This is a genomic window from Bacillus sp. AFS002410 (genome assembly GCF_002556365.1).
GTDB lineage: Bacteria > Bacillota > Bacilli > Bacillales > Bacillaceae_G > Gottfriedia.
Map to the genome: position 1 here is coordinate 280,920 of NZ_NUEU01000005.1, position 19,973 is coordinate 300,892.

Here is a 19,973-nt window from a genome sequence, read left to right on the forward strand (position 1 = left end):
GCTACCATCCCTTCTATGCTTTCGTAATTGGAGCAAATTTTGCTAATAAACGCTTTATACCAACCGGGCTTGGGAAAGCAATATCCAATTCCATTGCTTCGCCTTCTCCTTTTACACTTACAACTGTACCAATTCCCCATTTACCATGAGAAGCTTTATCTCCAACTCTCCAACCGAGTGACTCGCCACCAGTTGTTTTCATGGCTACTGCAGGTCTTGAAACAGCTCGTCTCTCATTAACAACCTTCTTATTTGCACGATCTAATAGTTCTTCAGGTATTTCATTAATAAAACGAGATTCTTGGTTTACACTAGTGCGACCATAAAGTGTACGTGTTTGTGCATTTGTAATATATAAATTCTTTTCCGCACGCGTTATACCTACGTATGCTAATCTTCTTTCTTCTTCCATCTCTTCTTCATCCATTAAAGAACGGCTATGTGGGAAAATTCCTTCTTCCAAACCGATTAAAAAGACTATCGGGAACTCTAATCCCTTAGCTGAATGAAGTGTCATTAGTATAACTTCGTCGGCTTGTGACTCATCCTTATCGGCTTGATCAATATCTGAAACAAGCGCTAAATCAGTTAAGAATGAAACAAGACTTTTATCTTCACTGCTTTCTTCAAAAGCATTTGTAACTGTTAAAAACTCTTCAATATTTTCAATTCTTGAAGCAGATTCTATTGTATTTTCATCTTTTAACATTTGGATATAGCCAGTTTTATCAAGAACTTCTTCAACTAGTTCTGTTACTGATAAATAATCTAGCATTTGTTGCCAGTTTTTCGTCATCGTGTGGAAATCTCCAATTGCTTTCGTAATTTTACCACTCAAACCAACGAAATCGATTTGCTCTAAAGTATCAGATAAAGATAAGTCATTCATTATGCTATAGTTAATAATTTTATCAACAGACGCTGCACCTACACCGCGTTTTGGCACATTAATAACTCTGGAAAAACTAATCTCATCATTCGGATTTGCAATGAATCTTAAGTAAGCAAGTATATCCTTAATTTCTTTACGATCATAGAACTTAACTCCGCCGACCATTTTGTAAGGAATATTAGATTTAACTAAAACTTCCTCCATTGCACGTGATTGAGCATTCGTACGATAAAGAATTGCACAATCACCATATTGTTGAATTCCTTCTTTTTTCCATTGTGCTAGTTTCCCAGCTACGAAATATCCTTCATCTTGTTCAGAGGCAGCTCTAAAATAATGAATTGGATTTCCTTGTCCATTTTCTGTCCAAAGTTTTTTTGCTTTACGATTTGAGTTATTTGTAATAACCGCGTTCGCTGCATCAAGAATCGTTTGAGTCGAACGATAATTTTGTTCTAACAGAATGACTTGTGCTTTTTCATAATCCTTTTCGAATGAAAGGATATTAGAAATATCCGCCCCACGCCAACGATAAATAGATTGGTCTGAATCACCAACTACACATATATTTTTAAATTGCTCAGCAAGCATTTTTACAATTTTATATTGAGCATGGTTTGTATCTTGATACTCATCCACATGGATATATTGAAACTTTCTTTGATAATATTGCAATACTTCAGGAACGCGTTCAAATAAATTAATGGTCATCATAATTAAGTCATCGAAGTCTAACGAATGATTTTTTCGTAGTCGATCTTGATAAGAAGCATAAATTTCTCCAACGATTTTTTCAAAAGGAGTAAAAGCATTTTTTGAATACTCAGCAGCTGTTTGTAATTCATTTTTCGCACTGCTTATTGAGCCTAAAATGCTACGAGGTTCAAATTTTTTTGAATCTAAGTTCTTCTCTTTAAGAATGTTTTTTATTACTGTTAATTGGTCTGTTGTGTCTAAAATCGAAAAGCTTCTATTAAAACCGATTCGATCAATATCTCGACGGAGAATTCGTACACACATTGAGTGGAATGTTGAAATCCAAATGTCTTCTGCGTCTTTTCCAACTAGGTTAAATACACGCTCTTGCATCTCTCTTGCTGCTTTGTTTGTAAATGTAATTGCTAGTATATTCCAAGGAGCGACGCCTTTTTCTCCTAGCAAATATGCAATACGATGCGTTAGTACTCGCGTTTTCCCTGAGCCTGCACCGGCCATAATTAATAAAGGACCATCCACCGTCTTTACGGCTTCTTTTTGCATTGGATTTAAGCCTTGCAATAATTCTTCTGCTGTTTTCATTACTTTGTCGCTCCTTCTTTCGCAGCTTTCACAGTTAATAAAGCCACTTGTAAGTTTTCATATATAATGTTCCCAACAACAATTGTATCTGCGTATTGTTTCATCTCGGTCGCTTGCTCGGTTGAAGAAATCCCTCCACCGTAGAATAGTTTCGTATTATTTAATACGTTTGATACTTCTTTTACAACCTCTACAGAACCGTAAGTCCCACTATATTCTAAATAAAATATCGGTAATTTTAATAATTGCTCAGAAACTTCTGCGTATGCCACAACATCTTCTACCGATAAATCCGTCACTGCACTTGTAAGCTTAGCGGCCTTACAGTCTTCATTTAAAATACAATAACCTTCCATCACAAGTTCTTCAGCATGAACTAAATGAGCAAATTCTTTCATTGCCTGTTGATGCATCCCAACAATCCATTTCGGGTCATTACTATTCAAAACAGTCGGGATAAAGTAAAAATCATAACCCGGGGTTACTGCTTCAAGATTTGAAACTTCTAAAATACAAGGCACCGCATAACGTCTAATTCTGACTAATAATGATAACGTATCATCTAGCGTTACGTCGTCAGTACCACCAACTAATATTGCATCCGTTCCTGACTCACAAATCTTTTCTAAGTCGTCGTCTGAGATATCTTTATTTGGATCTAATTTAAATATGTGATTCCATTGTGAATAATCGTACATTTTGTCCTCCGGAATTGTTTTTTAACCTAAGTTTAACTCTATATATAAACTAATTTTCATCAAAAATATAAATGTATTGTATCTTAATTAAAAAGGAAAAGTAACCCTTCCTCCCCAACATAAGTCATTACTGCTAATTGTTTCCTATGATATTGCAACATTTTAAGGGAAAAATGGTAAAGAGTGATTTAGTCACTGATACTTATTATAAGGGGAGTTACTGTTGAGACCAAATATTAGCACTATAAACGCACTCATACGTATAACTGCTGGCTTAACAATTTTAGCTTATGGCACAGCAAAGCTCACACGCAGAAGATGTAGTAATTCTGTCATCATTTTGATAATAGTTGGTGCCATGAAAGTTGCTGAAGGAATTTTACGTTTTTGCCCAATGACTGCTCTCGGCAAAAAATGTATGATTATGGCAGAAAAACACGATGAGGAAGATTCATTCGAAGACTGCATTCAACCTTCATAAAAGTAGTTTATCAAATCTACGGTTGATTGTATAGATAAAACAGAACGTTAGTTCTCGTTTTAAGGAGAAAAATAGGTTATCTCAAAAAATTTGTAAAAACCCGCGAGGAAAGATTAACATTCCTAGCGGGTTTTTTGTTTTCTTGAATTGCTATTGTGTCTGTTCAAATCACTGTCATTTCGTCCATTTTCTTCTACTCTTTGATGCTTTTTGTGCCCATGTTGTTCACGTGATAGTTTTCATCAAGCATCACCGTACATTTGTTGTACCAAGCGCCGCGTACGCTGCCATCGTCTTTAAACGTTTTCGTGCATAGCCCGTAATCCATCGATTTCACGATCCGAACGTGTACGTCGTAATCACGATGCAATTTCGCGTGTACTTTGTCGAACACGAGTAACATGCGCAGTGGCTTGAGTTCACCGGTGTCTTTTAGGACGGTCTCTACGACAAGGCGATCGTTTTCTTTTTGAAGGGTGTAGGCGTCAGCCACACCTTCAAACTTCGCTTGTTTATACGCTTTCGCGAATGTTTTCTCGATGGAATGTACTCGTTCGTCTTGAGCGTAAGCGGAGAACGTGATGTGCTTGCTGCACCCAGTTAGTGCGAGTATTGCAGTAAGAATTATGATGAGTAGCGTATGGTGCCGTTTCATTACTTGTCCCTCGTTTTCTTATTTTTCTTTTCTATCTCTTAGTATACAAGGATGATCGTTTGAAAATTAGCTACGATCAGCAGTCAAAAAGAGTCGTCAAAGCTGACGACCCTTTCTGATTAACTATTAACTTTAATTGCTTTATGCCCAATATCATGGCGATAGAATAAACCAGTTGATTGAATCGTATCAATTTGTTTATACACATTTTCGCAAGCTTCATTTATTGAGCTGCCTTTATGTGCAATAATTAGTACTCTTCCACCATTTGTTACGAATTCATTATTTTCAAGCTTTGTACCTGCGTGGAAAACCATTGTCTCATCAGTTACATTTTTTAATCCATTGATAACAGCACCTTTTTCAGGAACTTCTGGATATCCATTTGCAGCAAGTACAACTCCAACAACAGCTTCTTTTGACCATTCTAAGTTGATTTCTTCTTCGTTTAAAATTGCTAACATTACTTCAGCTAAATCACTCTCTAAACGAGGTAATACAACTTCAGTCTCTGGATCACCAAATCGTGCATTAAATTCGATAACTTTAGGTCCTTGGCTTGTTAACATTAAACCTGCATACAGGATACCAGTAAAGTGTCTTCCTTCAGAAATCATTGCTTCTGCAACTGGTAACACTATTTCGTTTAATGATTGTTCAACAATTGCTTCAGGGATTTGAGGTACTGGTGAATAAGCCCCCATACCACCTGTGTTAGGCCCCTTATCTCCGTCATAAGCACGTTTATGGTCCTGCGCGATTACCATAGGGTAAACCTTATTTCCATTTACGAAAGACATTAATGAGAACTCTTCGCCCTCTAAAAATTCTTCAATGACTACTGAAGCACTTGCGTCACCGTACTTTTCATCAAGTAGCATATCGTGAAGACTTACAATTGCTTCTTCAATCGTCATCGCAACTACTACGCCTTTACCCGCTGCCAATCCATCAGCCTTAATAACGATTGGTGCACCAATCTTTTCAACATATGCTTTCGCTTCTTCATAGTCCGTAAACGTTTCATAAGCCGCTGTTGGAATAGCGTATTTCTTCATTAAATCCTTTGTAAAGCTTTTACTTCCTTCAATAATTGCCGCTTCCTTAGTTGGACCAAATACTTTTAAGTTAGCAGCTCGAAATTCATTTACAATTCCGTTCATTAAAGGAACTTCCGGACCAACGATTGTTAAATCAATTTCTTCCTTTTTTGCAAATGCAATAAGTGCTTCATTGTCACTTTCATCAATATTGACAAGTGTTGCAACATCAATCATTCCATCGTTTCCTGGAGCAACAAATACATCCGTTACATTCTCCGATTGATTTACTTTCCAAGCAATTGTATGCTCACGGCCTCCGCGACCAATGACTAATACTTTCATCTTGTCATCTCCTATTTCTTAATGTTTAAAGTGACGAACCCCTGTAAAGACCATTGCAATTCCATATTCATCAGCTTTTTTAATTGAATCTTCGTCCTTGATTGATCCACCTGGTTGAATAATTGCTGTAATTCCAGCTTTAGCCGCTGCTTCTACAGTATCATTCATTGGGAAAAATGCATCTGAAGCTAATGCAGCACCATTTGATTTTTCACCAGCTTGCTCGATCGCAATTTTTGCCGCTCCAACGCGGTTCATTTGACCTGCACCAACTCCAACTGTCATATGATCTTTAGCTAAAACAATCGCATTTGATTTAACATGCTTTACAACTTTCCATCCTAATTTTAAATTCTCCCACTCTTCTTCAGTTGGTTGACGTTTTGTAGGGATTGTAATAGTTGCCTCATCTAAACCGAACGTATCCATATCTTGACGTAATAAACCACCATGAACGGTTGTTAATTTAGGCGCAAATGTTGGTTTAGTATCTAAGTCTACTGTTAATAAACGTAAATTCTTTTTGCTCGTTAAGATTTCTAAAGCCTCTTCAGTAAATGAAGGAGCGATGATTATTTCTAAGAATAATTCATGCATTTTCTTAGCTGTAGCAGCATCAACTTCACGGTTTGTTGCGATAATTCCACCAAATATAGAAACTGGATCTGCAGTATAAGCACGATCATAAGCTTCTTCAACTGTAGTTCCTTCGCCAACTCCGCAAGGGTTCATATGTTTAACAGCAACAACTGCAGGATTTGAAAACTCACGTACGATATTTAATGCTTCATTTGCATCGTTTATATTATTATAAGAAAGCTCTTTACCATGTAATTGTTCAGCATAAGCAATCGATGAAGCTGTTGGCATAGGTGAACGATAGAATGTAGCTTTTTGGTGAGGATTTTCACCATAGCGTAAAGATTGTTTTGATTCATAAGTAACTGTATAGCTTTCAGGATTTTCTTCTCCTACTTGCTCTGTTAAATAATTAGAAATTAATGAGTCATAAGCTGCAGTGTGACGGAAAACTTTAGCAGCTAATCTACGATTCGTTTCAATAGAAACTGTATTATTTTCAGCTAACTCAGCTAAAATTACATCATAATCTGTTGGGTCTACTACTACAGATACAAACTCATGATTTTTAGCTGCTGAACGAAGCATTGTAGGACCACCGATATCGATATTTTCAATCGCATCTTCAAATGTAACATCAGGCTTCATGATTGTTTCTTTAAATGGGTATAAGTTCACACAAACTAAATCAATTGGTTGAATACCTAGTTCATTCATTTGACGCATATGTTCTTCGTTTGAACGAACGCCAAGTAAACCACCATGAATTGAAGGATGTAATGTTTTTACACGACCATCCATAATTTCTGGAAAGTTAGTTACTTCTGAAATACCAATTACATTTAATCCAGCATCTTTTAATAAATTAAACGTTCCACCTGTTGAAATAACTTCAAAGTCATGTTTAATTAATCCACTTACAAATTCAATAATCCCTTGTTTATCTGAAACGCTAACTAAAGCTCGTTTTTTCATGATCTACATACCCCTATCTAATCGATTTCATGCTCTTTATCTTAATCTAGTTAACTAAATAATTTATTTAATGTTTTTACATATAAAACGTGCTCGACATTATGGACCTTCTGTTCAAGAGACTCTTTAGAGTCTCCCTTTTCAATAAGAATTTCCTCTTGCGCTATAATTGGCCCGGTATCCATACCTTCATCGACATAATGAACTGTTACACCAGTCGATTCGACACCAGCTAGGAGAGCTTGACCGATTGCGTCTTTTCCAGGAAATAATGGTAGAAATGAAGGATGAATATTTACGATTTTCCCGGGAAATGAGTCTAAAATTGTCGACCCAATCAGTCTCATATAGCCAGCTAACACGATAAATTCGACATTTAACTCTTTAAGATGGGCAATAATCTTACCTTCATATTGCTCCTTTGATTCATAATCTTTCGCAGTAAAGTTAAACGAAGGAATATTTGCTTGATTTGCTCGCTCGATACAATATGCGTTTGGACGATCGCAAACAAGTAATTTCACTTCAGCATTCAATTCTCCGCTTAAAGTTGCATCAAGAATAGCTTGAAAATTACTTCCATTTCCTGAAGCAAATACGGCAATCTTCTTCATTACAGAGAACCTCCACCAAAGGTAACACCTTCACCTGATGTTGTTCTTCCAATAATGAATACTTTTTCTCCGTCTTCTTCTAATAGATTAATAATTTCATGTAGGTTCTCTTCGCTAACAGCTAAAACCATACCGATACCCATATTGAAAATATTAAACATTTCTTCACGTTTCAATTCACCAATCTCTTCTAATAAATCAAAGATTGGTTGGATTGGCCATGAACCGTAATCAATTTCAGCACCGATTCCTTCTGGTAACATTCTAGGGATATTTTCAATAAATCCGCCACCAGTTATATGAGCCATACCTTTTACTTCAGTCTTTTTAAGAACGTTTAAAATCGGTTTTACATAGATTTTTGTTGGGCGTAGCAATTCTTCGCCTAATGTATGACCTAATTGATTAATGTGTTGATCAAGCGTTAAGCCACCTTTTTCTAGTAAAACTTTACGAACTAGAGAATATCCATTACTATGAATACCATTTGATGAGATTCCTAATAAGATATCTCCTTCTTTAATGTTTAATCCTGTTACAAGCTTTGACTTGTCAGCGATTCCTACTGCAAAACCAGCAATATCATATTCATCTTCTGGGTAGAAACCAGGCATTTCTGCTGTTTCTCCTCCAATTAAAGAGCAACCTGCTTGAATACAACCGTCTGATACACCTTTAACAATATGCTCAATTCGTTCAGGTACAGCTTTACCAACTGCTAAATAATCTAGGAAAAATAAAGGCTCTGCTCCTTGAACCACAATATCATTCACACACATCGCGACTGCATCAATGCCAATCGTATCGTGACGGTCCATTTGGAAAGCTAATTTTAATTTTGTTCCTACTCCATCTGTCCCTGATACAAGAACTGGTTCTTTATAGTTGAATTTAGAAAGATCAAACATCCCTCCAAATCCTCCTAATCCACCAAGAACTTCTTGACGCATTGTTTTTTGAACGTGTTTTTTCATTCTGTTCACTGCTTCATAGCCAGCTTCGATATCTACTCCAGCTTGTTTATATGCATTCGCCATGTGATGATTTCCCCTTCCGTTCCTTATGAATAATTCAATTCAAAAGAGGCGGCGACTTCGATCACCGCCTCTATTTTTTATATTAATTCTGAGAATGTACTAATTCATTTTCATCATAGATTACTGTTGGATAACGTCCTGTAAAGCAAGCAGTACATTGTCCTCTATTTGGACCTTCATGATTTCTACCAATAGCATTTAGTAATCCTTCTAGACTAATAAATTCTAATGTATCCGCACCAATTTCTTGGCATATTTCTTCTATTGTATTAGTTGCCGCAATTAACTCTTCTCTAGTAGAAGTATCAATTCCGTAATAACAAGGATTTTTCAATGGTGGTGCACCGATTCGAACGTGAACTTCAAGTGCTCCTGCATCGCGCAACATTTGTACAATTCGTCGGCTTGTCGTACCACGAACAATTGAATCATCTACCATTACTACACGTTTTCCTTCAACAATTGAACGAACTGGAGAAAGTTTCATCTTAACTCCTTGTTCACGAAGCTCTTGAGAAGGTTGGATAAATGTACGACCTACATAACGGTTTTTAATTAATCCAAGCTCATAAGGAATACCAGACTCCTCAGCGTAACCAACCGCCGCTGAAATACTTGAATCAGGTACACCAATTACAACGTCTGCTTCTACTGGAGCTTCTTTTGCTAAAACGCGGCCCATGCTTTTACGTGCAGCATGAACATTGATATTATCAATATTGCTATCTGGACGAGAGAAGTAAATATACTCCATACTACAAATCGAATGGTTAACTGATGAAGTAAACTGATCAGTCTCAATTCCATTATCAGAGATAATTAATAACTCTCCTGGATTAACATCACGAATATATTTCGCTCCAACTACATCAAATGCACATGTCTCAGAAGCTACAACGTAAGCATCACCTAATTTAGCTAATGCTAATGGTCTAAAGCCGTTTGGATCTAGTGCAACATACATTGCATCCTGTGTTAAAACTAAGTAAGCAAATGCTCCCTTAATCATATTTAAAGATGCTTTAATGCTATCTTTTAATGGAGCCGAACCATTACGTTTAATTAAATGAGCAAGTACTTCAGTATCAGATGTTGTTTGGAAAATGCTTCCTTGCATTTCTAAATCTTTACGTAATCTTGAAGCATTTACTAAGTTACCATTATGAGCAAGAGCAATGCTTCCAGTATGCGATTGGAATAATAGAGGCTGAACATTTTCATAGCCCCCACCACCTGCAGTTGCATAACGAACATGACCAATAGCAGCTTTTCCGTGTAAGTCGTTTAATTGACCTTTACTGAAAACTTCTGTGATTAATCCAAGTCCTTTTGCACCTTCAAGCTTATTCCCATCAGTTACAACAATTCCTGCACCTTCTTGGCCTCTATGTTGCAAGCTATGAAGACCATAGTAGGAGATTTGGGCAGCATCAGTATGCCCCCAAATTCCAAATATTCCACACTCTTCGTTTAATCCTTTTATTTCAGCAAGCATGGGATCGCCTCTTTCCAAGCTTGTTTCAGTTCCTCAACTGAAGCATGAAGAACTGTTTCATTATTTTCATTACGAACTGTTACTGATGTTTCTTCTGTAACTGTACCGATTAATTTTGCATCCACTAATGCTTCGAATTGTTCTTTATGCTCAGGTTTAACTGAAAGTAAGAAACGTGATTGAGTTTCACTAAATAGTGATACTACTTCATTTCCTTCGATTGTAATCGTTGCACCAACTTCTGATGGACCAAATGTGCTTTCTGCAATCGCAACTGCTAAACCACCTTCAGATAAATCATGTGCTGAAGCAACTACACCAGCTTGAATTGCAGCAAGAATTTGCTCTTGGCGACTAGATTCAATCGCTAAATCAATACTTGGTGCTTTACCAAAGATTTTGCCATTTAATAATTTTTGAAGCTCACTTCCACCAAACTCAGCTTCTGCCGCGCCGATTACATAAATTAAATCGCCAGCAGCTTTGAAGTTTTGAGTTGTGATATGCTCAACGTCTTCAATTAGACCAACCATACCAACTACAGGAGTTGGGTAAACAGCTTCACCATTTGTTTCGTTATATAATGATACGTTACCACCGATTACAGGCGTACTTAGAACATTACATGCTTCACTCATACCGTCAGTTGCTTTTTCTAACTGCCAGAAAATCTCAGGTTTTTCAGGATTTCCGAAGTTTAAGCAATCTGTAATAGCAAGTGGTCTTGCACCAGAACAAATTACATTACGTGCAGCTTCAGCTACTGCAATTTTTCCGCCAACTTCTGGATCTAGATATAAGTAGCGTGCATTACAGTCAGTTGTCATCGCTAGAGCTTTCTTTGTATCGCGAATTCTAATAACTGCAGCATCCGAACCAGGAGCAACTACTGTGTTTGTACGAACCATATAATCATACTGACCGTAAACCCACTCTTTACTTGCAATTGTAGGTTGAGAAAGTAATTGTTTTAACGTTTCTTTTGAGTCATTAATTTCAGGAATATAGTTTTCCATCGCTTGGAACTCGCCATAGTATGCAGGTTCAGTAGATGGTTTATGATATACCGGTGCTTCTTCAGCAAGAGCATCTACAGGTAAATTAGCTACAACTTCTCCTTTATGAAGTAAGCGAAGCATCTTATCATCTGTAACAACTCCTACAGATACAGCATGTAAATCATACTTTTCAAATAAGTCTACGATTTCTTGCTCTCTACCTTTTTCTACTACTAATAACATACGTTCTTGAGATTCTGATAACATCATTTCGTATGCTGTCATACCCGCTTCACGTTGTGGAACTAAATCAAGATTCATCTCAATTCCCATTCCTGCTTTTGAAGCCATCTCAGCAGATGAAGATGTTAATCCAGCTGCACCCATATCTTGAATTCCAACAAGAGCGTCATTTTGAACAACTTCTAAACATGCTTCAAGTAATAACTTCTCCATAAATGGATCGCCAACTTGAACCGCTGGACGTTTCTCATCAGAAGCATCAGATAATTCTTCAGAAGCAAATGTTGCACCATGAATGCCATCGCGACCAGTTGAAGCACCTACGTACATAACTGTGTTTCCAGCACCGTGTGCTTGACCTTTTTTAATGTCTTTATGGTTGATTAATCCAACGCACATAGCATTTACTAAAGGATTACCTTCATAACATGGATCGAAGTTTATTTCGCCACCTACTGTTGGAATACCAATACAGTTTCCATATCCAGCAATACCTGCAACAACTTCTTCAAATAAATATTTAACTCTAGGCGTTTCTAATTCACCGAATCGTAAAGAGTTTAGAAGAGCTACTGGGCGTGCTCCCATTGAAAATACATCACGAATGATTCCACCTACACCAGTTGCAGCACCTTGGTATGGCTCAATTGCAGAAGGGTGATTATGGCTTTCGATTTTGAAAACTACAGCTTGCTCATCGCCAATATCAACAATCCCTGCTCCTTCACCTGGTCCTTGTAAAACGTGCTCACCACTAATTGGGAATTTACGTAATAAAGGTTTTGAGTTCTTATAACTACAATGCTCTGACCACATTACTGAGAATAATCCAAGCTCTGTATAGTTCGGATTGCGACCAATAATTGATTTAACTAATTGAAACTCTTCATCAGTTAAGCCCATAGTAGTATAAATTCTATCATTTTCAATTTGAATTGGATTTGGCTCAAGAAGTAACGACATGATTTTCCCTCCAGTTTCTTACAATCGAACGAAATAGTTGAAGTCCGTCTGCTGATCCTAATAATGCATCAACTGCACGCTCAGGGTGTGGCATCATTCCTAATACATTTCCTTTTTCATTCACGATTCCAGCAATATCATCTAAGCTACCATTCGGATTATTTTGATAACGGAAAACAATCTGATTATTAGCTTTAAGAGATTCATAAGTTTCTTGATCACAATAGTAATTTCCTTCACCATGTGCAATTGGTACTGTAATTACTTGACCTTTTTCATATCCAGTTGTAAACATTGATTCATTGTTTTCAACAACTAACTCAACTTGTTTACACATAAACTTTAATTTCTCATTACGTCTAAGAGTACCTGGTAGTAGTCCTGCTTCAGTTAGAATTTGGAATCCATTACATACGCCAAATACTGGTTTACCTTCAGCAGCAGCTTTCTTTACAGCATCCATCACGTTTGCAAATCCTGCAATTGCACCAGAGCGTAAGTAATCACCATATGAGAAACCACCTGGTAATAAAATACCATCAAATTCATCTAAATTCGTTGAATCATGCCATACGTATTCTACTTCCTCGCCTAACTCATCTTTGATTGCATGATACATATCAACATCACAATTTGAGCCCGGGAATACAATTACTGCAAACTTCACTGTGCGACTACCTCCTCTACCTCATAACGGTAATCTTCAATTACGATGTTTGCTAATAACTTTTCACACATTTCTTTAACAGTTGTATCTAAATCTGCAACATTTTTATCAATTAATAATTCCATATATTTACCGATACGAACATCTTCAACTTCGCTAAAATTCATGCTATGAAGTGCGTTTTTTACTGCAATTCCTTGTGGATCTAAAACACTTTCTCTTAATGTAACGAATACTCTTACTTTGAACATGATAATCCCCCTAAGCGTTTTAAAATTTCTTCGTATCCATCTGTTAAGTTACCTAAATCTCTACGGAATACATCTTTATCAAATTTTGCGTTTGTATCTTTATCCCATAATCGGCAAGTATCTGGTGAAATTTCATCTGCTAACAAAATTGTTCCATCATTTAATTTGCCAAATTCTAATTTAAAATCGACTAATCGAACATTGCATTCATTAAATAGTTCTACTAGTACATTGTTAACACGGAGAGCAATATCTCTAATTGTTTCAAGATCTTCAGTTGTTGCTAGTTTAAGTGCAGCAATATGATCTTCATTAATAATCGGATCACCTAAATCGTCACGTTTGTAGTAAAACTCGATGATTGCCTTTTCTAATTTAACGCCTTCATCTAATCCCATACGCTTCGATAAGCTACCAGCAACAATATTTCTAACAACTACTTCAATTGGTACAATTGTTACTCGTTTTACAAGTTGTTCAAGTTCTGATGTTTTTTCAACGAAATGAGATGCAATCCCTGCTTCCAATAACTTTGAAAATAGTAAACTAGTAATCGCATTATTCAAACGGCCTTTACCGGCAATTTCTGCTTTCTTTTCACCGTTAAATGCAGTTGCTGAATTTTTGTACTCAACTCTTACAATTTCAGGATTCTCAGTAGAGAAAATCCTTTTTGCTTTTCCCTCATACAACATTACTTGCTCCACCATGCTAACAATGCCTCCCATATCCTCATTTAAACACCCAATAGAATTTTTACTTTATCTTTTATTTGAATTGTTTGGCTAAGAATCTTTTTCTCTAAACTTAGCCAAACAATTTTTTTATTAATTTAATCCTAAGCGTTCAAAAATTGTATCAACTTGACTTAAGTGGTAACTATAGTCGAAGCAATCATCAATCTCTTCTTGAGATAATAATGAAGTAATTTTTCCTTCAGATTCTACAAGCTCTTTAAACTGTACTTGAGTTTCCCATGCTTCCATCGTTTTTGGTTGAACTGTATCATATGCCTCTTCACGTGACATACCTTTTTCAATTAAAGCTAGAAGTACACGTTGAGAATAAATTAATCCGTAAGTACGATCCATATTACGTTTCATATTCTCAGGGAATACTGTAAGATTTTTAACGATATTTCCAAAACGATTTAACATGTAATTTAAAAGTATTGTTGCATCTGGTAAGATGATTCTTTCAGCAGATGAATGTGAGATATCTCTTTCATGCCAAAGTGATACATTTTCATAAGCTGTAACCATATGACCTCTAATTACACGAGCTAAACCTGTCATATTTTCAGATCCAATTGGATTACGTTTATGTGGCATTGCAGAAGAACCTTTTTGACCTTTTGCAAAGAATTCTTCAACTTCACGCGTTTCACTTTTTTGTAATCCACGAACTTCAGTTGCAAACTTTTCAATTGAAGTTGCAATTAAAGATAATGTTGCCATGTAATGTGCGTGACGATCACGTTGTAATGTTTGAGTTGAAATTGGTGCCGCTTGAATTCCTAATTTTTCACAAACATATTCTTCAACAAAAGGAGGAGTATTTGCAAATGTTCCAACAGCGCCTGAGATTTTACCAACTCGAACTGTTTCGATTGCGTTGTTAAAGCGCTCTAAGTTACGTTTCATTTCTTCAGTCCATAATGCAAGCTTTAATCCAAAAGTAGTTGGTTCTGCATGTACACCGTGAGTACGGCCCATCATAACTGTGTATTTATGTTCTTTTGCTTTTGTTTCAAGGATTCCAATAAAATTCTCTAAATCATTTAATAGGATAGCATTTGCTTGGCGTAGTAAGTAAGAAAGTGCTGTATCTACTACGTCAGTTGATGTTAAACCATAATGTACCCATTTACGTTCTTCGCCTAATGTTTCAGAAACTGCACGAGTAAATGCAACTACATCGTGGCGTGTTTCTTTTTCAATTTCATAAATTCTGTTTATATCGAAAGAAGCTTTTTCACGTAACACTTTTACGTCTTCTTTAGGAATATCTCCTAATTCAGCCCATGCTTCACATGCTAAGATTTCAACTTCTAACCAAGCTTTAAATTTGTTTTCTTCTGTCCAAATTGCTGCCATTTCTGGGCGTGAATAACGTTCAATCATATTTTTACCTCCATCGGGGTTTGTTGCCAAATCCCTAACTCATTTACTTTTTGCATCGCTGCTTCAGTTGATGCTGCCATTATATTAATATGTCCCATTTTACGGCCTTTTTTGCTTTCCTCTTTACCATAAAGATGGACATTTAATGTACTATCATTTTGCATTACATTCAAGACTTCTTCAACATGTTCACCTAATATATTTACCATTACTACTGGTTTCAGTAATTCTGTATTACCCAATGGTAAATTACAAACTGCTCGTATATGCTGCTTAAACTGTGAAGTTTCTACTGCTTCCATCGTATAATGTCCTGTATTATGTGGACGCGGAGCTAATTCATTAATGTAAACCTGCTCATCTTTCGTTACAAATAGCTCAATTGCTAAAACACCTACAAGATGAAATGAGCTCGCAATCTTTTCAGCATAGTTTTCAGCTGTTTCGATTACTAATTTTGAAGTATTTGCTGGTACAGATGAAGTATGGAGAATTTGATTAATGTGTACATTCTCTGCTATTGGTAACGTACTTACCTCTCCATTACTATTTCTTGCGACAATAATTGACAATTCTTTTTCAAAAGGAACCCAGCCTTCAAGAATACATTGTTGTTTTTTAACAAGTTCTAACCCATCAACAAAGTCTTCTTCAGATCTTAAAACAACTTGCCCTTTTCCATCATAACCGCCAGTTGTTGTTTTCAAAACCGCTGGTAATCCGATTGCATTGACTGCTTCAAAAAATTGCTCTTCGTTTTCTACTAGACGAAATGGTGCAACCTTTATGCCTAAATTTTGAATCGCCGTTTTTTCTGTTAATCGATTTCTTGTAAGCTTTAATAACTCACTACCTTGAGGTAAATATGAGTGTTCATCCAAATACTCAAGTGCTTTTACATCAATATTTTCAAATTCATATGTTATAACATCACTTACATTCGCAAGCTGTTTTATTGCTTCTATATTAGAATACTCAGCTGTAATCTCTATATCAGATACTTGCCCACAAGGCGAGTTTGGAGTCGGGTCTAAAACTGCAATTTTATAACCCATTTCTTTTGCTGAAAGCGCCATCATTCTTCCAAGTTGGCCTCCACCAATAATGCCGATTGTTTGCCCTGGTAAGATAACTTTGCTATTCATAATGTTTCACTACTTTCTAAAACTTGTTTTGTAGTGTTTTCGCGACGCGTTTCTAACGCTTTATAAACTTCTTGATCTTGGATGCTTAATATTTGTGCTGCAAGTAAGCCTGCATTTGTTGCTCCAGCTTTACCAATTGCTACAGTGGCAACAGGTACCCCACCTGGCATTTGTACAATTGATAATAATGAATCTAATCCATTTAAAGCTTTTGATTGTACTGGTACACCAATTACTGGAAGTGTTGTCTTTGCTGCTACCATTCCTGGTAAGTGAGCAGCTCCACCAGCTCCTGCTATGATTACCTTAATACCACGTTCTCTAGCTGATTCTGCATACTCAAACATTAAATCTGGTGTACGATGTGCTGAAACAACTCGTTTCTCATAGCTAACATTTAACTCTTCTAACACATCACAAGCATGTTGCATTGTTTCCCAATCACTTGTACTCCCCATAATGACACCAACTACCGGTTTCATCTGCTTTTCCCCCAAGTTTATTCGCTATTTTTATTTTTTATATAAATTTCTAACAAAAAACGCCTAAATAGAATTATCCCCTCTATGGTGAGAAAGATAATCTACTTAGGCGTATACTAGTCTAACGTACACGTGTGATTAACTTCCCCTCATAGTCCAGTAATTTAAGGTTACTAGGTAGAAACTTTTGGGCCATATTCCCAAACTTATATGAGGTTTGCTAAATTTCCTATCTCTATAGTATCAATTTATAACTCTTTTTTCAATAAAATATGAATGTTTTTATTAAAAAATATTTTAATGTTCGTGTTTTACACTGTTTTTTCTATTCTATGAAGACTATTTGGATTAAATTACAAATGTCTGTATATTTCTTATTTGTACTACTAAATCGAATGAATTGATAAAATAGCGCGCATCAACTGCTTTATTTCACCTAAAGAATTAATGTATCTATCCCTATAATAGATTGGAAAAATCACTATTTCAATTATTGACTTTTCGTGAAGAACCAATTATTTTGTCGAAAAAGCCCATCTTTTGTTAAAACTTCAGAGATTTTATATGGAATACTGCTACTTTAGCTAGCCATTTAGTGCGAAATTAATGAATCACAAAAAGGCGTACCAAAGTGGCCCGCCTTTATTAGTATTATTTTATTTATTAATGATACTTTCAATTTCTTCTAGTATTTCAGATTGAATCTTATCAACTATAGAAAAATCCATAGCCCCTATATAAATCGCCTCTAATTCATCTCTTAGCACTTTAACTTCCGCCAAGTAAGAAATGGCTTCCTTCATTTTGTCTTTATATGACTTTGTCGTTCTGTCAATTTCTTGAGCGTATTTCTCATCTGTTCCTGGAGTAATACATCTTTCATACATATCAATAATTTCATCTGATTCACGATCTGGAAAATATTCATGCGGTGCTGTACTATCAAAAATCGCAATGCCTTTTTCTGGGATTATTACCATATCAAGGCTATTTGGATCAAAACCACAATGATAAATCTCTACATCAAATCCTCTTTCTTCACCTGCAGCTGCTATTTTTTTTAACATCGTCGATTTTCCTGAACCAGCTCTTCCTTTAATAAAATAACGTTTTTCAATTTCTTCCGTTAAATTTTGAACATAATCAACTGCACCACTTGGCGTTGCAGCACCTAAAAATCTATGTTTAACTTTTGAATCTTTTTCAGTGTTACTGTCATTACCATAAAAAAGCGCAATTAGTTCATCAGTTAGCTTATTCGCTTCTTTAAAGTCCATATTTGCAATATAAACCTCTTCAATCCCATCATGCGCCTTCAAAGACGCAGCAAACGTATCATACGCCGTTTGAAACTTTTTAGAAATCTCACTATTTAATGAAAGTATCGCTTCCTTGTGCAAGGATAATTTCTTAGAATCCCAAGCGACACCTAAGTTCACATATTCTTCAATAACCCCAGGAGCTTTAGGCTCAATTACATGGGGTGCCGTTCCATCCACTATACCTATTTGAAATTTCGGGATAATTAAACCATCAATTGAATTTGTATCTGAAGAACAATGTAAATATTCAATATCGATCCCCTTATTTACAATCTTTTCACCAATGGTTTTCATTAATGTTGATTTCCCAGTTCCAGGACCACCTTTTAAAATAAACAGTCTATCTAAATCCTCTAAAGCTGAGTCATAGAGATTATAAAACCCTTTTGCAGTATTACCCCCTGCATAATAATTGAGTATTTTTCCTCTCATCTTATTCCCTCCATTCAATCTAAATTATGTAGATTTATTCATAAGGGTGTTTGCCCAGCATTAATATTATTGTTTACTTTTTGAATTTTTAGCAGATAAAATAGAAACTTTCGTTGTATATGGGAAAACAAAGTATGTTTAAAATCGTTCTAAACTTTTTGTTTTGGAAGGTATAACATAATTTGATGGCTGAGGAATAAATGGAGTTATTTGTTCGAGGTATGGAGAATATTCATCGTTAGCAAGATTTGCTTCATCGTAAGAAATTGACCGGATCATGATTAATTCTACTAGAGGGGGATAACAGTTTCATAAATCCCAACTTGTCTCTATGTTTACTGCATATCTCGCTTTCTGACCCTATCGATAGATGCTCGTCCGTTGTACGCCAAGTCGTTCTCTCGCAATTTCTAATGGAACATAGACTGAGGTATGCACGTATGTTTGTTTTTCTCTTCATTTTCTGACAACCTTATGTAACATCATTCATTTGAACTATCCGTTAGTTACATAATTTCTTCCACTCGTTAGATAGAAGCCCATAAATGACATGGTCTACATAATGATCATACAACCACTCTGATTGTCTAATTTCCCCTTCTACAACGAATCCAAATCGTTCAGGAAGTGCTCTACTTTTTTTATTTCCAACAGCGACACTAACTTCTATTTTATTTAGACCAAGATCTTTGAATCCATAGTCAATTAATGATTTAAATGCCTTTGACATAATACCTTTACCTTGGAAGTTTTCACCTAGCCAATAACCAATTGTACCAATTTTATTAGTCTTATTTATTTCATTAAAACCGATTGTACCAGCTATATGATCTTTATAAATAATAGCGAATGACCTTGGATAGCCACCATTTTCAGCAAATGCTTTAAGTCTTGAAGTAATGTTTTGAGCAGTATCTTCTATACACTCAACATTGTCTAACCAACCAAGCCATTCTTTTAAATAAGGCTTTGAATTAATTGTTAAATTGAAAAATTCTTCTGCATCATCAATATTCAACATTCTTAACGAAATTTCTTGATCTATTTTATGTATTAACATTTCTTTTCCCTCGCTTATTGAAAGTTCATTATATATTTTATCAAATGTAAACAATCCCTAGATAATCATTATCCCACTAAACTTTTGTCTTATTGCATAAGGAGTATATTGTAAAAGAAGCTAAATAAAAAAAAGCACCAGCTTATTAGCTGATGCATTTTTTTACCAGGCGACGTT

General features: G+C 35.9%; 19 protein-coding genes and 1 riboswitch. Of the genes, 1 reads left to right on the plus strand and 18 read right to left on the minus strand.

The annotated features are described in order from the left end of the window. Positions 1–13 precede the first annotated feature (13 nt). Both pcrA and CN692_RS05540 read right to left on the minus strand, forming a co-directional pair. A complete protein-coding gene (gene pcrA / locus CN692_RS05535; protein WP_098118138.1) occupies positions 14–2,191 on the minus strand; it encodes a DNA helicase PcrA in 2,178 nt (725 codons plus the stop codon). Further along, a complete protein-coding gene (locus CN692_RS05540; RefSeq protein WP_098118139.1) occupies positions 2,191–2,889 on the minus strand; it encodes a heptaprenylglyceryl phosphate synthase in 699 nt (232 codons plus the stop codon). The genes pcrA and CN692_RS05540 overlap by 1 nt, the downstream gene beginning before the upstream one ends. 223 nt (positions 2,890–3,112) lie before the next feature. Between CN692_RS05540 and CN692_RS05545 the strand changes: the two genes are divergently transcribed. Then, entirely contained in the window at positions 3,113–3,370 is a 258-nt protein-coding gene (locus tag CN692_RS05545; RefSeq protein ID WP_216853967.1) for a YgaP family membrane protein, read from the plus strand. A gap of 193 nt (positions 3,371–3,563) precedes the next feature. Here the strand turns inward: CN692_RS05545 and CN692_RS05550 are convergent, their stop codons facing one another. From CN692_RS05550 to CN692_RS05620, 16 genes are all read right to left on the minus strand, one after another. Then, on the minus strand, positions 3,564–4,025 hold the full coding sequence (locus CN692_RS05550) for a hypothetical protein (protein ID WP_098118141.1): 462 nt from the start codon (positions 4,023–4,025) through the stop codon (positions 3,564–3,566). A gap of 119 nt (positions 4,026–4,144) precedes the next feature. Then, the gene (gene purD, locus CN692_RS05555; RefSeq protein ID WP_098118142.1) at positions 4,145–5,410 is read right to left on the minus strand and encodes a phosphoribosylamine--glycine ligase; all 1,266 of its coding nucleotides are present in this window, start codon (positions 5,408–5,410) and stop codon (positions 4,145–4,147) included. 18 nt (positions 5,411–5,428) lie between these two features. Then, a complete protein-coding gene (gene purH / locus CN692_RS05560) occupies positions 5,429–6,964 on the minus strand; it encodes a bifunctional phosphoribosylaminoimidazolecarboxamide formyltransferase/IMP cyclohydrolase (protein ID WP_098118143.1) in 1,536 nt (511 codons plus the stop codon). Between the two features lie 50 nt (positions 6,965–7,014). Then, the gene (purN, locus tag CN692_RS05565; RefSeq protein ID WP_098118144.1) at positions 7,015–7,578 is read right to left on the minus strand and encodes a phosphoribosylglycinamide formyltransferase; all 564 of its coding nucleotides are present in this window, start codon (positions 7,576–7,578) and stop codon (positions 7,015–7,017) included. Continuing rightward, the gene (purM, locus tag CN692_RS05570; RefSeq protein WP_098118145.1) at positions 7,578–8,615 is read right to left on the minus strand and encodes a phosphoribosylformylglycinamidine cyclo-ligase; all 1,038 of its coding nucleotides are present in this window, start codon (positions 8,613–8,615) and stop codon (positions 7,578–7,580) included. The genes purN and purM overlap by 1 nt, the downstream gene beginning before the upstream one ends. Positions 8,616–8,697: 82 nt before the next feature. Next, entirely contained in the window at positions 8,698–10,110 is a 1,413-nt protein-coding gene (gene purF / locus CN692_RS05575) for an amidophosphoribosyltransferase (RefSeq protein WP_098118146.1), read from the minus strand. Further along, positions 10,095–12,314, minus strand: coding sequence for a phosphoribosylformylglycinamidine synthase subunit PurL (gene purL, locus CN692_RS05580; protein ID WP_098118147.1), 2,220 nt, complete (start codon positions 12,312–12,314; stop codon positions 10,095–10,097). Before purL ends, purF begins: the two co-directional genes overlap by 16 nt. Continuing rightward, a complete protein-coding gene (gene purQ / locus CN692_RS05585; RefSeq protein WP_098118148.1) occupies positions 12,298–12,981 on the minus strand; it encodes a phosphoribosylformylglycinamidine synthase subunit PurQ in 684 nt (227 codons plus the stop codon). The genes purL and purQ overlap by 17 nt, the downstream gene beginning before the upstream one ends. Then, positions 12,978–13,232 carry a phosphoribosylformylglycinamidine synthase subunit PurS gene (purS, locus tag CN692_RS05590; RefSeq protein ID WP_098118149.1) on the minus strand — a complete coding sequence of 85 codons (255 nt, stop codon included), beginning with the start codon at positions 13,230–13,232 and terminating at the stop codon, positions 12,978–12,980. Before purS ends, purQ begins: the two co-directional genes overlap by 4 nt. After that, positions 13,220–13,942: a phosphoribosylaminoimidazolesuccinocarboxamide synthase gene (gene purC, locus CN692_RS05595; RefSeq protein WP_098118150.1), complete on the minus strand. Its 723-nt coding sequence runs from the start codon at positions 13,940–13,942 to the stop codon at positions 13,220–13,222. Before purC ends, purS begins: the two co-directional genes overlap by 13 nt. A gap of 117 nt (positions 13,943–14,059) precedes the next feature. Then, positions 14,060–15,355, minus strand: coding sequence for an adenylosuccinate lyase (gene purB, locus CN692_RS05600; RefSeq protein ID WP_098118151.1), 1,296 nt, complete (start codon positions 15,353–15,355; stop codon positions 14,060–14,062). Next, positions 15,352–16,500, minus strand: coding sequence for a 5-(carboxyamino)imidazole ribonucleotide synthase (purK, locus tag CN692_RS05605; RefSeq protein ID WP_098118152.1), 1,149 nt, complete (start codon positions 16,498–16,500; stop codon positions 15,352–15,354). Before purK ends, purB begins: the two co-directional genes overlap by 4 nt. Further along, positions 16,497–16,982 carry a 5-(carboxyamino)imidazole ribonucleotide mutase gene (gene purE / locus CN692_RS05610; protein WP_098118153.1) on the minus strand — a complete coding sequence of 162 codons (486 nt, stop codon included), beginning with the start codon at positions 16,980–16,982 and terminating at the stop codon, positions 16,497–16,499. The genes purK and purE overlap by 4 nt, the downstream gene beginning before the upstream one ends. A 132-nt stretch (positions 16,983–17,114) precedes the next feature. Next, positions 17,115–17,216, minus strand: a riboswitch (purine riboswitch). 422 nt (positions 17,217–17,638) lie between these two features. Then, the gene (locus tag CN692_RS05615; RefSeq protein WP_098118154.1) at positions 17,639–18,736 is read right to left on the minus strand and encodes a PRK06851 family protein; all 1,098 of its coding nucleotides are present in this window, start codon (positions 18,734–18,736) and stop codon (positions 17,639–17,641) included. A gap of 138 nt (positions 18,737–18,874) precedes the next feature. Beyond that, entirely contained in the window at positions 18,875–19,015 is a 141-nt protein-coding gene (locus tag CN692_RS26040; RefSeq protein ID WP_179874375.1) for a hypothetical protein, read from the minus strand. Positions 19,016–19,238: 223 nt separating this feature from the next. After that, the gene (locus tag CN692_RS05620; RefSeq protein ID WP_098118155.1) at positions 19,239–19,796 is read right to left on the minus strand and encodes a GNAT family N-acetyltransferase; all 558 of its coding nucleotides are present in this window, start codon (positions 19,794–19,796) and stop codon (positions 19,239–19,241) included. Between the last annotated feature and the right edge of the window lie 177 nt (positions 19,797–19,973).

Bases quoted from the DNA above. Each gene is read 5' to 3' on its own strand.
- pcrA (WP_098118138.1), bottom strand. From the start codon at position 2,191: ATGAAAACAGCAGAAGAATTATTGCAAGGCTTAAATCCAATGCAAAAA.
- CN692_RS05540 (WP_098118139.1), bottom strand. From the start codon at position 2,889: ATGTACGATTATTCACAATGGAATCACATATTTAAATTAGATCCAAAT.
- CN692_RS05550 (WP_098118141.1), bottom strand. From the start codon at position 4,025: ATGAAACGGCACCATACGCTACTCATCATAATTCTTACTGCAATACTC.
- purD (WP_098118142.1), bottom strand. From the start codon at position 5,410: ATGAAAGTATTAGTCATTGGTCGCGGAGGCCGTGAGCATACAATTGCT.
- purH (WP_098118143.1), bottom strand. From the start codon at position 6,964: ATGAAAAAACGAGCTTTAGTTAGCGTTTCAGATAAACAAGGGATTATT.
- purN (WP_098118144.1), bottom strand. From the start codon at position 7,578: ATGAAGAAGATTGCCGTATTTGCTTCAGGAAATGGAAGTAATTTTCAA.
- purM (WP_098118145.1), bottom strand. From the start codon at position 8,615: ATGGCGAATGCATATAAACAAGCTGGAGTAGATATCGAAGCTGGCTAT.
- purF (WP_098118146.1), bottom strand. From the start codon at position 10,110: ATGCTTGCTGAAATAAAAGGATTAAACGAAGAGTGTGGAATATTTGGA.
- purL (WP_098118147.1), bottom strand. From the start codon at position 12,314: ATGTCGTTACTTCTTGAGCCAAATCCAATTCAAATTGAAAATGATAGA.
- purS (WP_098118149.1), bottom strand. From the start codon at position 13,232: ATGTTCAAAGTAAGAGTATTCGTTACATTAAGAGAAAGTGTTTTAGAT.
- purC (WP_098118150.1), bottom strand. From the start codon at position 13,942: ATGGTGGAGCAAGTAATGTTGTATGAGGGAAAAGCAAAAAGGATTTTC.
- purB (WP_098118151.1), bottom strand. From the start codon at position 15,355: ATGATTGAACGTTATTCACGCCCAGAAATGGCAGCAATTTGGACAGAA.
- purK (WP_098118152.1), bottom strand. From the start codon at position 16,500: ATGAATAGCAAAGTTATCTTACCAGGGCAAACAATCGGCATTATTGGT.
- purE (WP_098118153.1), bottom strand. From the start codon at position 16,982: ATGAAACCGGTAGTTGGTGTCATTATGGGGAGTACAAGTGATTGGGAA.
- CN692_RS05615 (WP_098118154.1), bottom strand. From the start codon at position 18,736: ATGAGAGGAAAAATACTCAATTATTATGCAGGGGGTAATACTGCAAAA.
- CN692_RS26040 (WP_179874375.1), bottom strand. From the start codon at position 19,015: ATGATCCGGTCAATTTCTTACGATGAAGCAAATCTTGCTAACGATGAA.
- CN692_RS05620 (WP_098118155.1), bottom strand. From the start codon at position 19,796: ATGTTAATACATAAAATAGATCAAGAAATTTCGTTAAGAATGTTGAAT.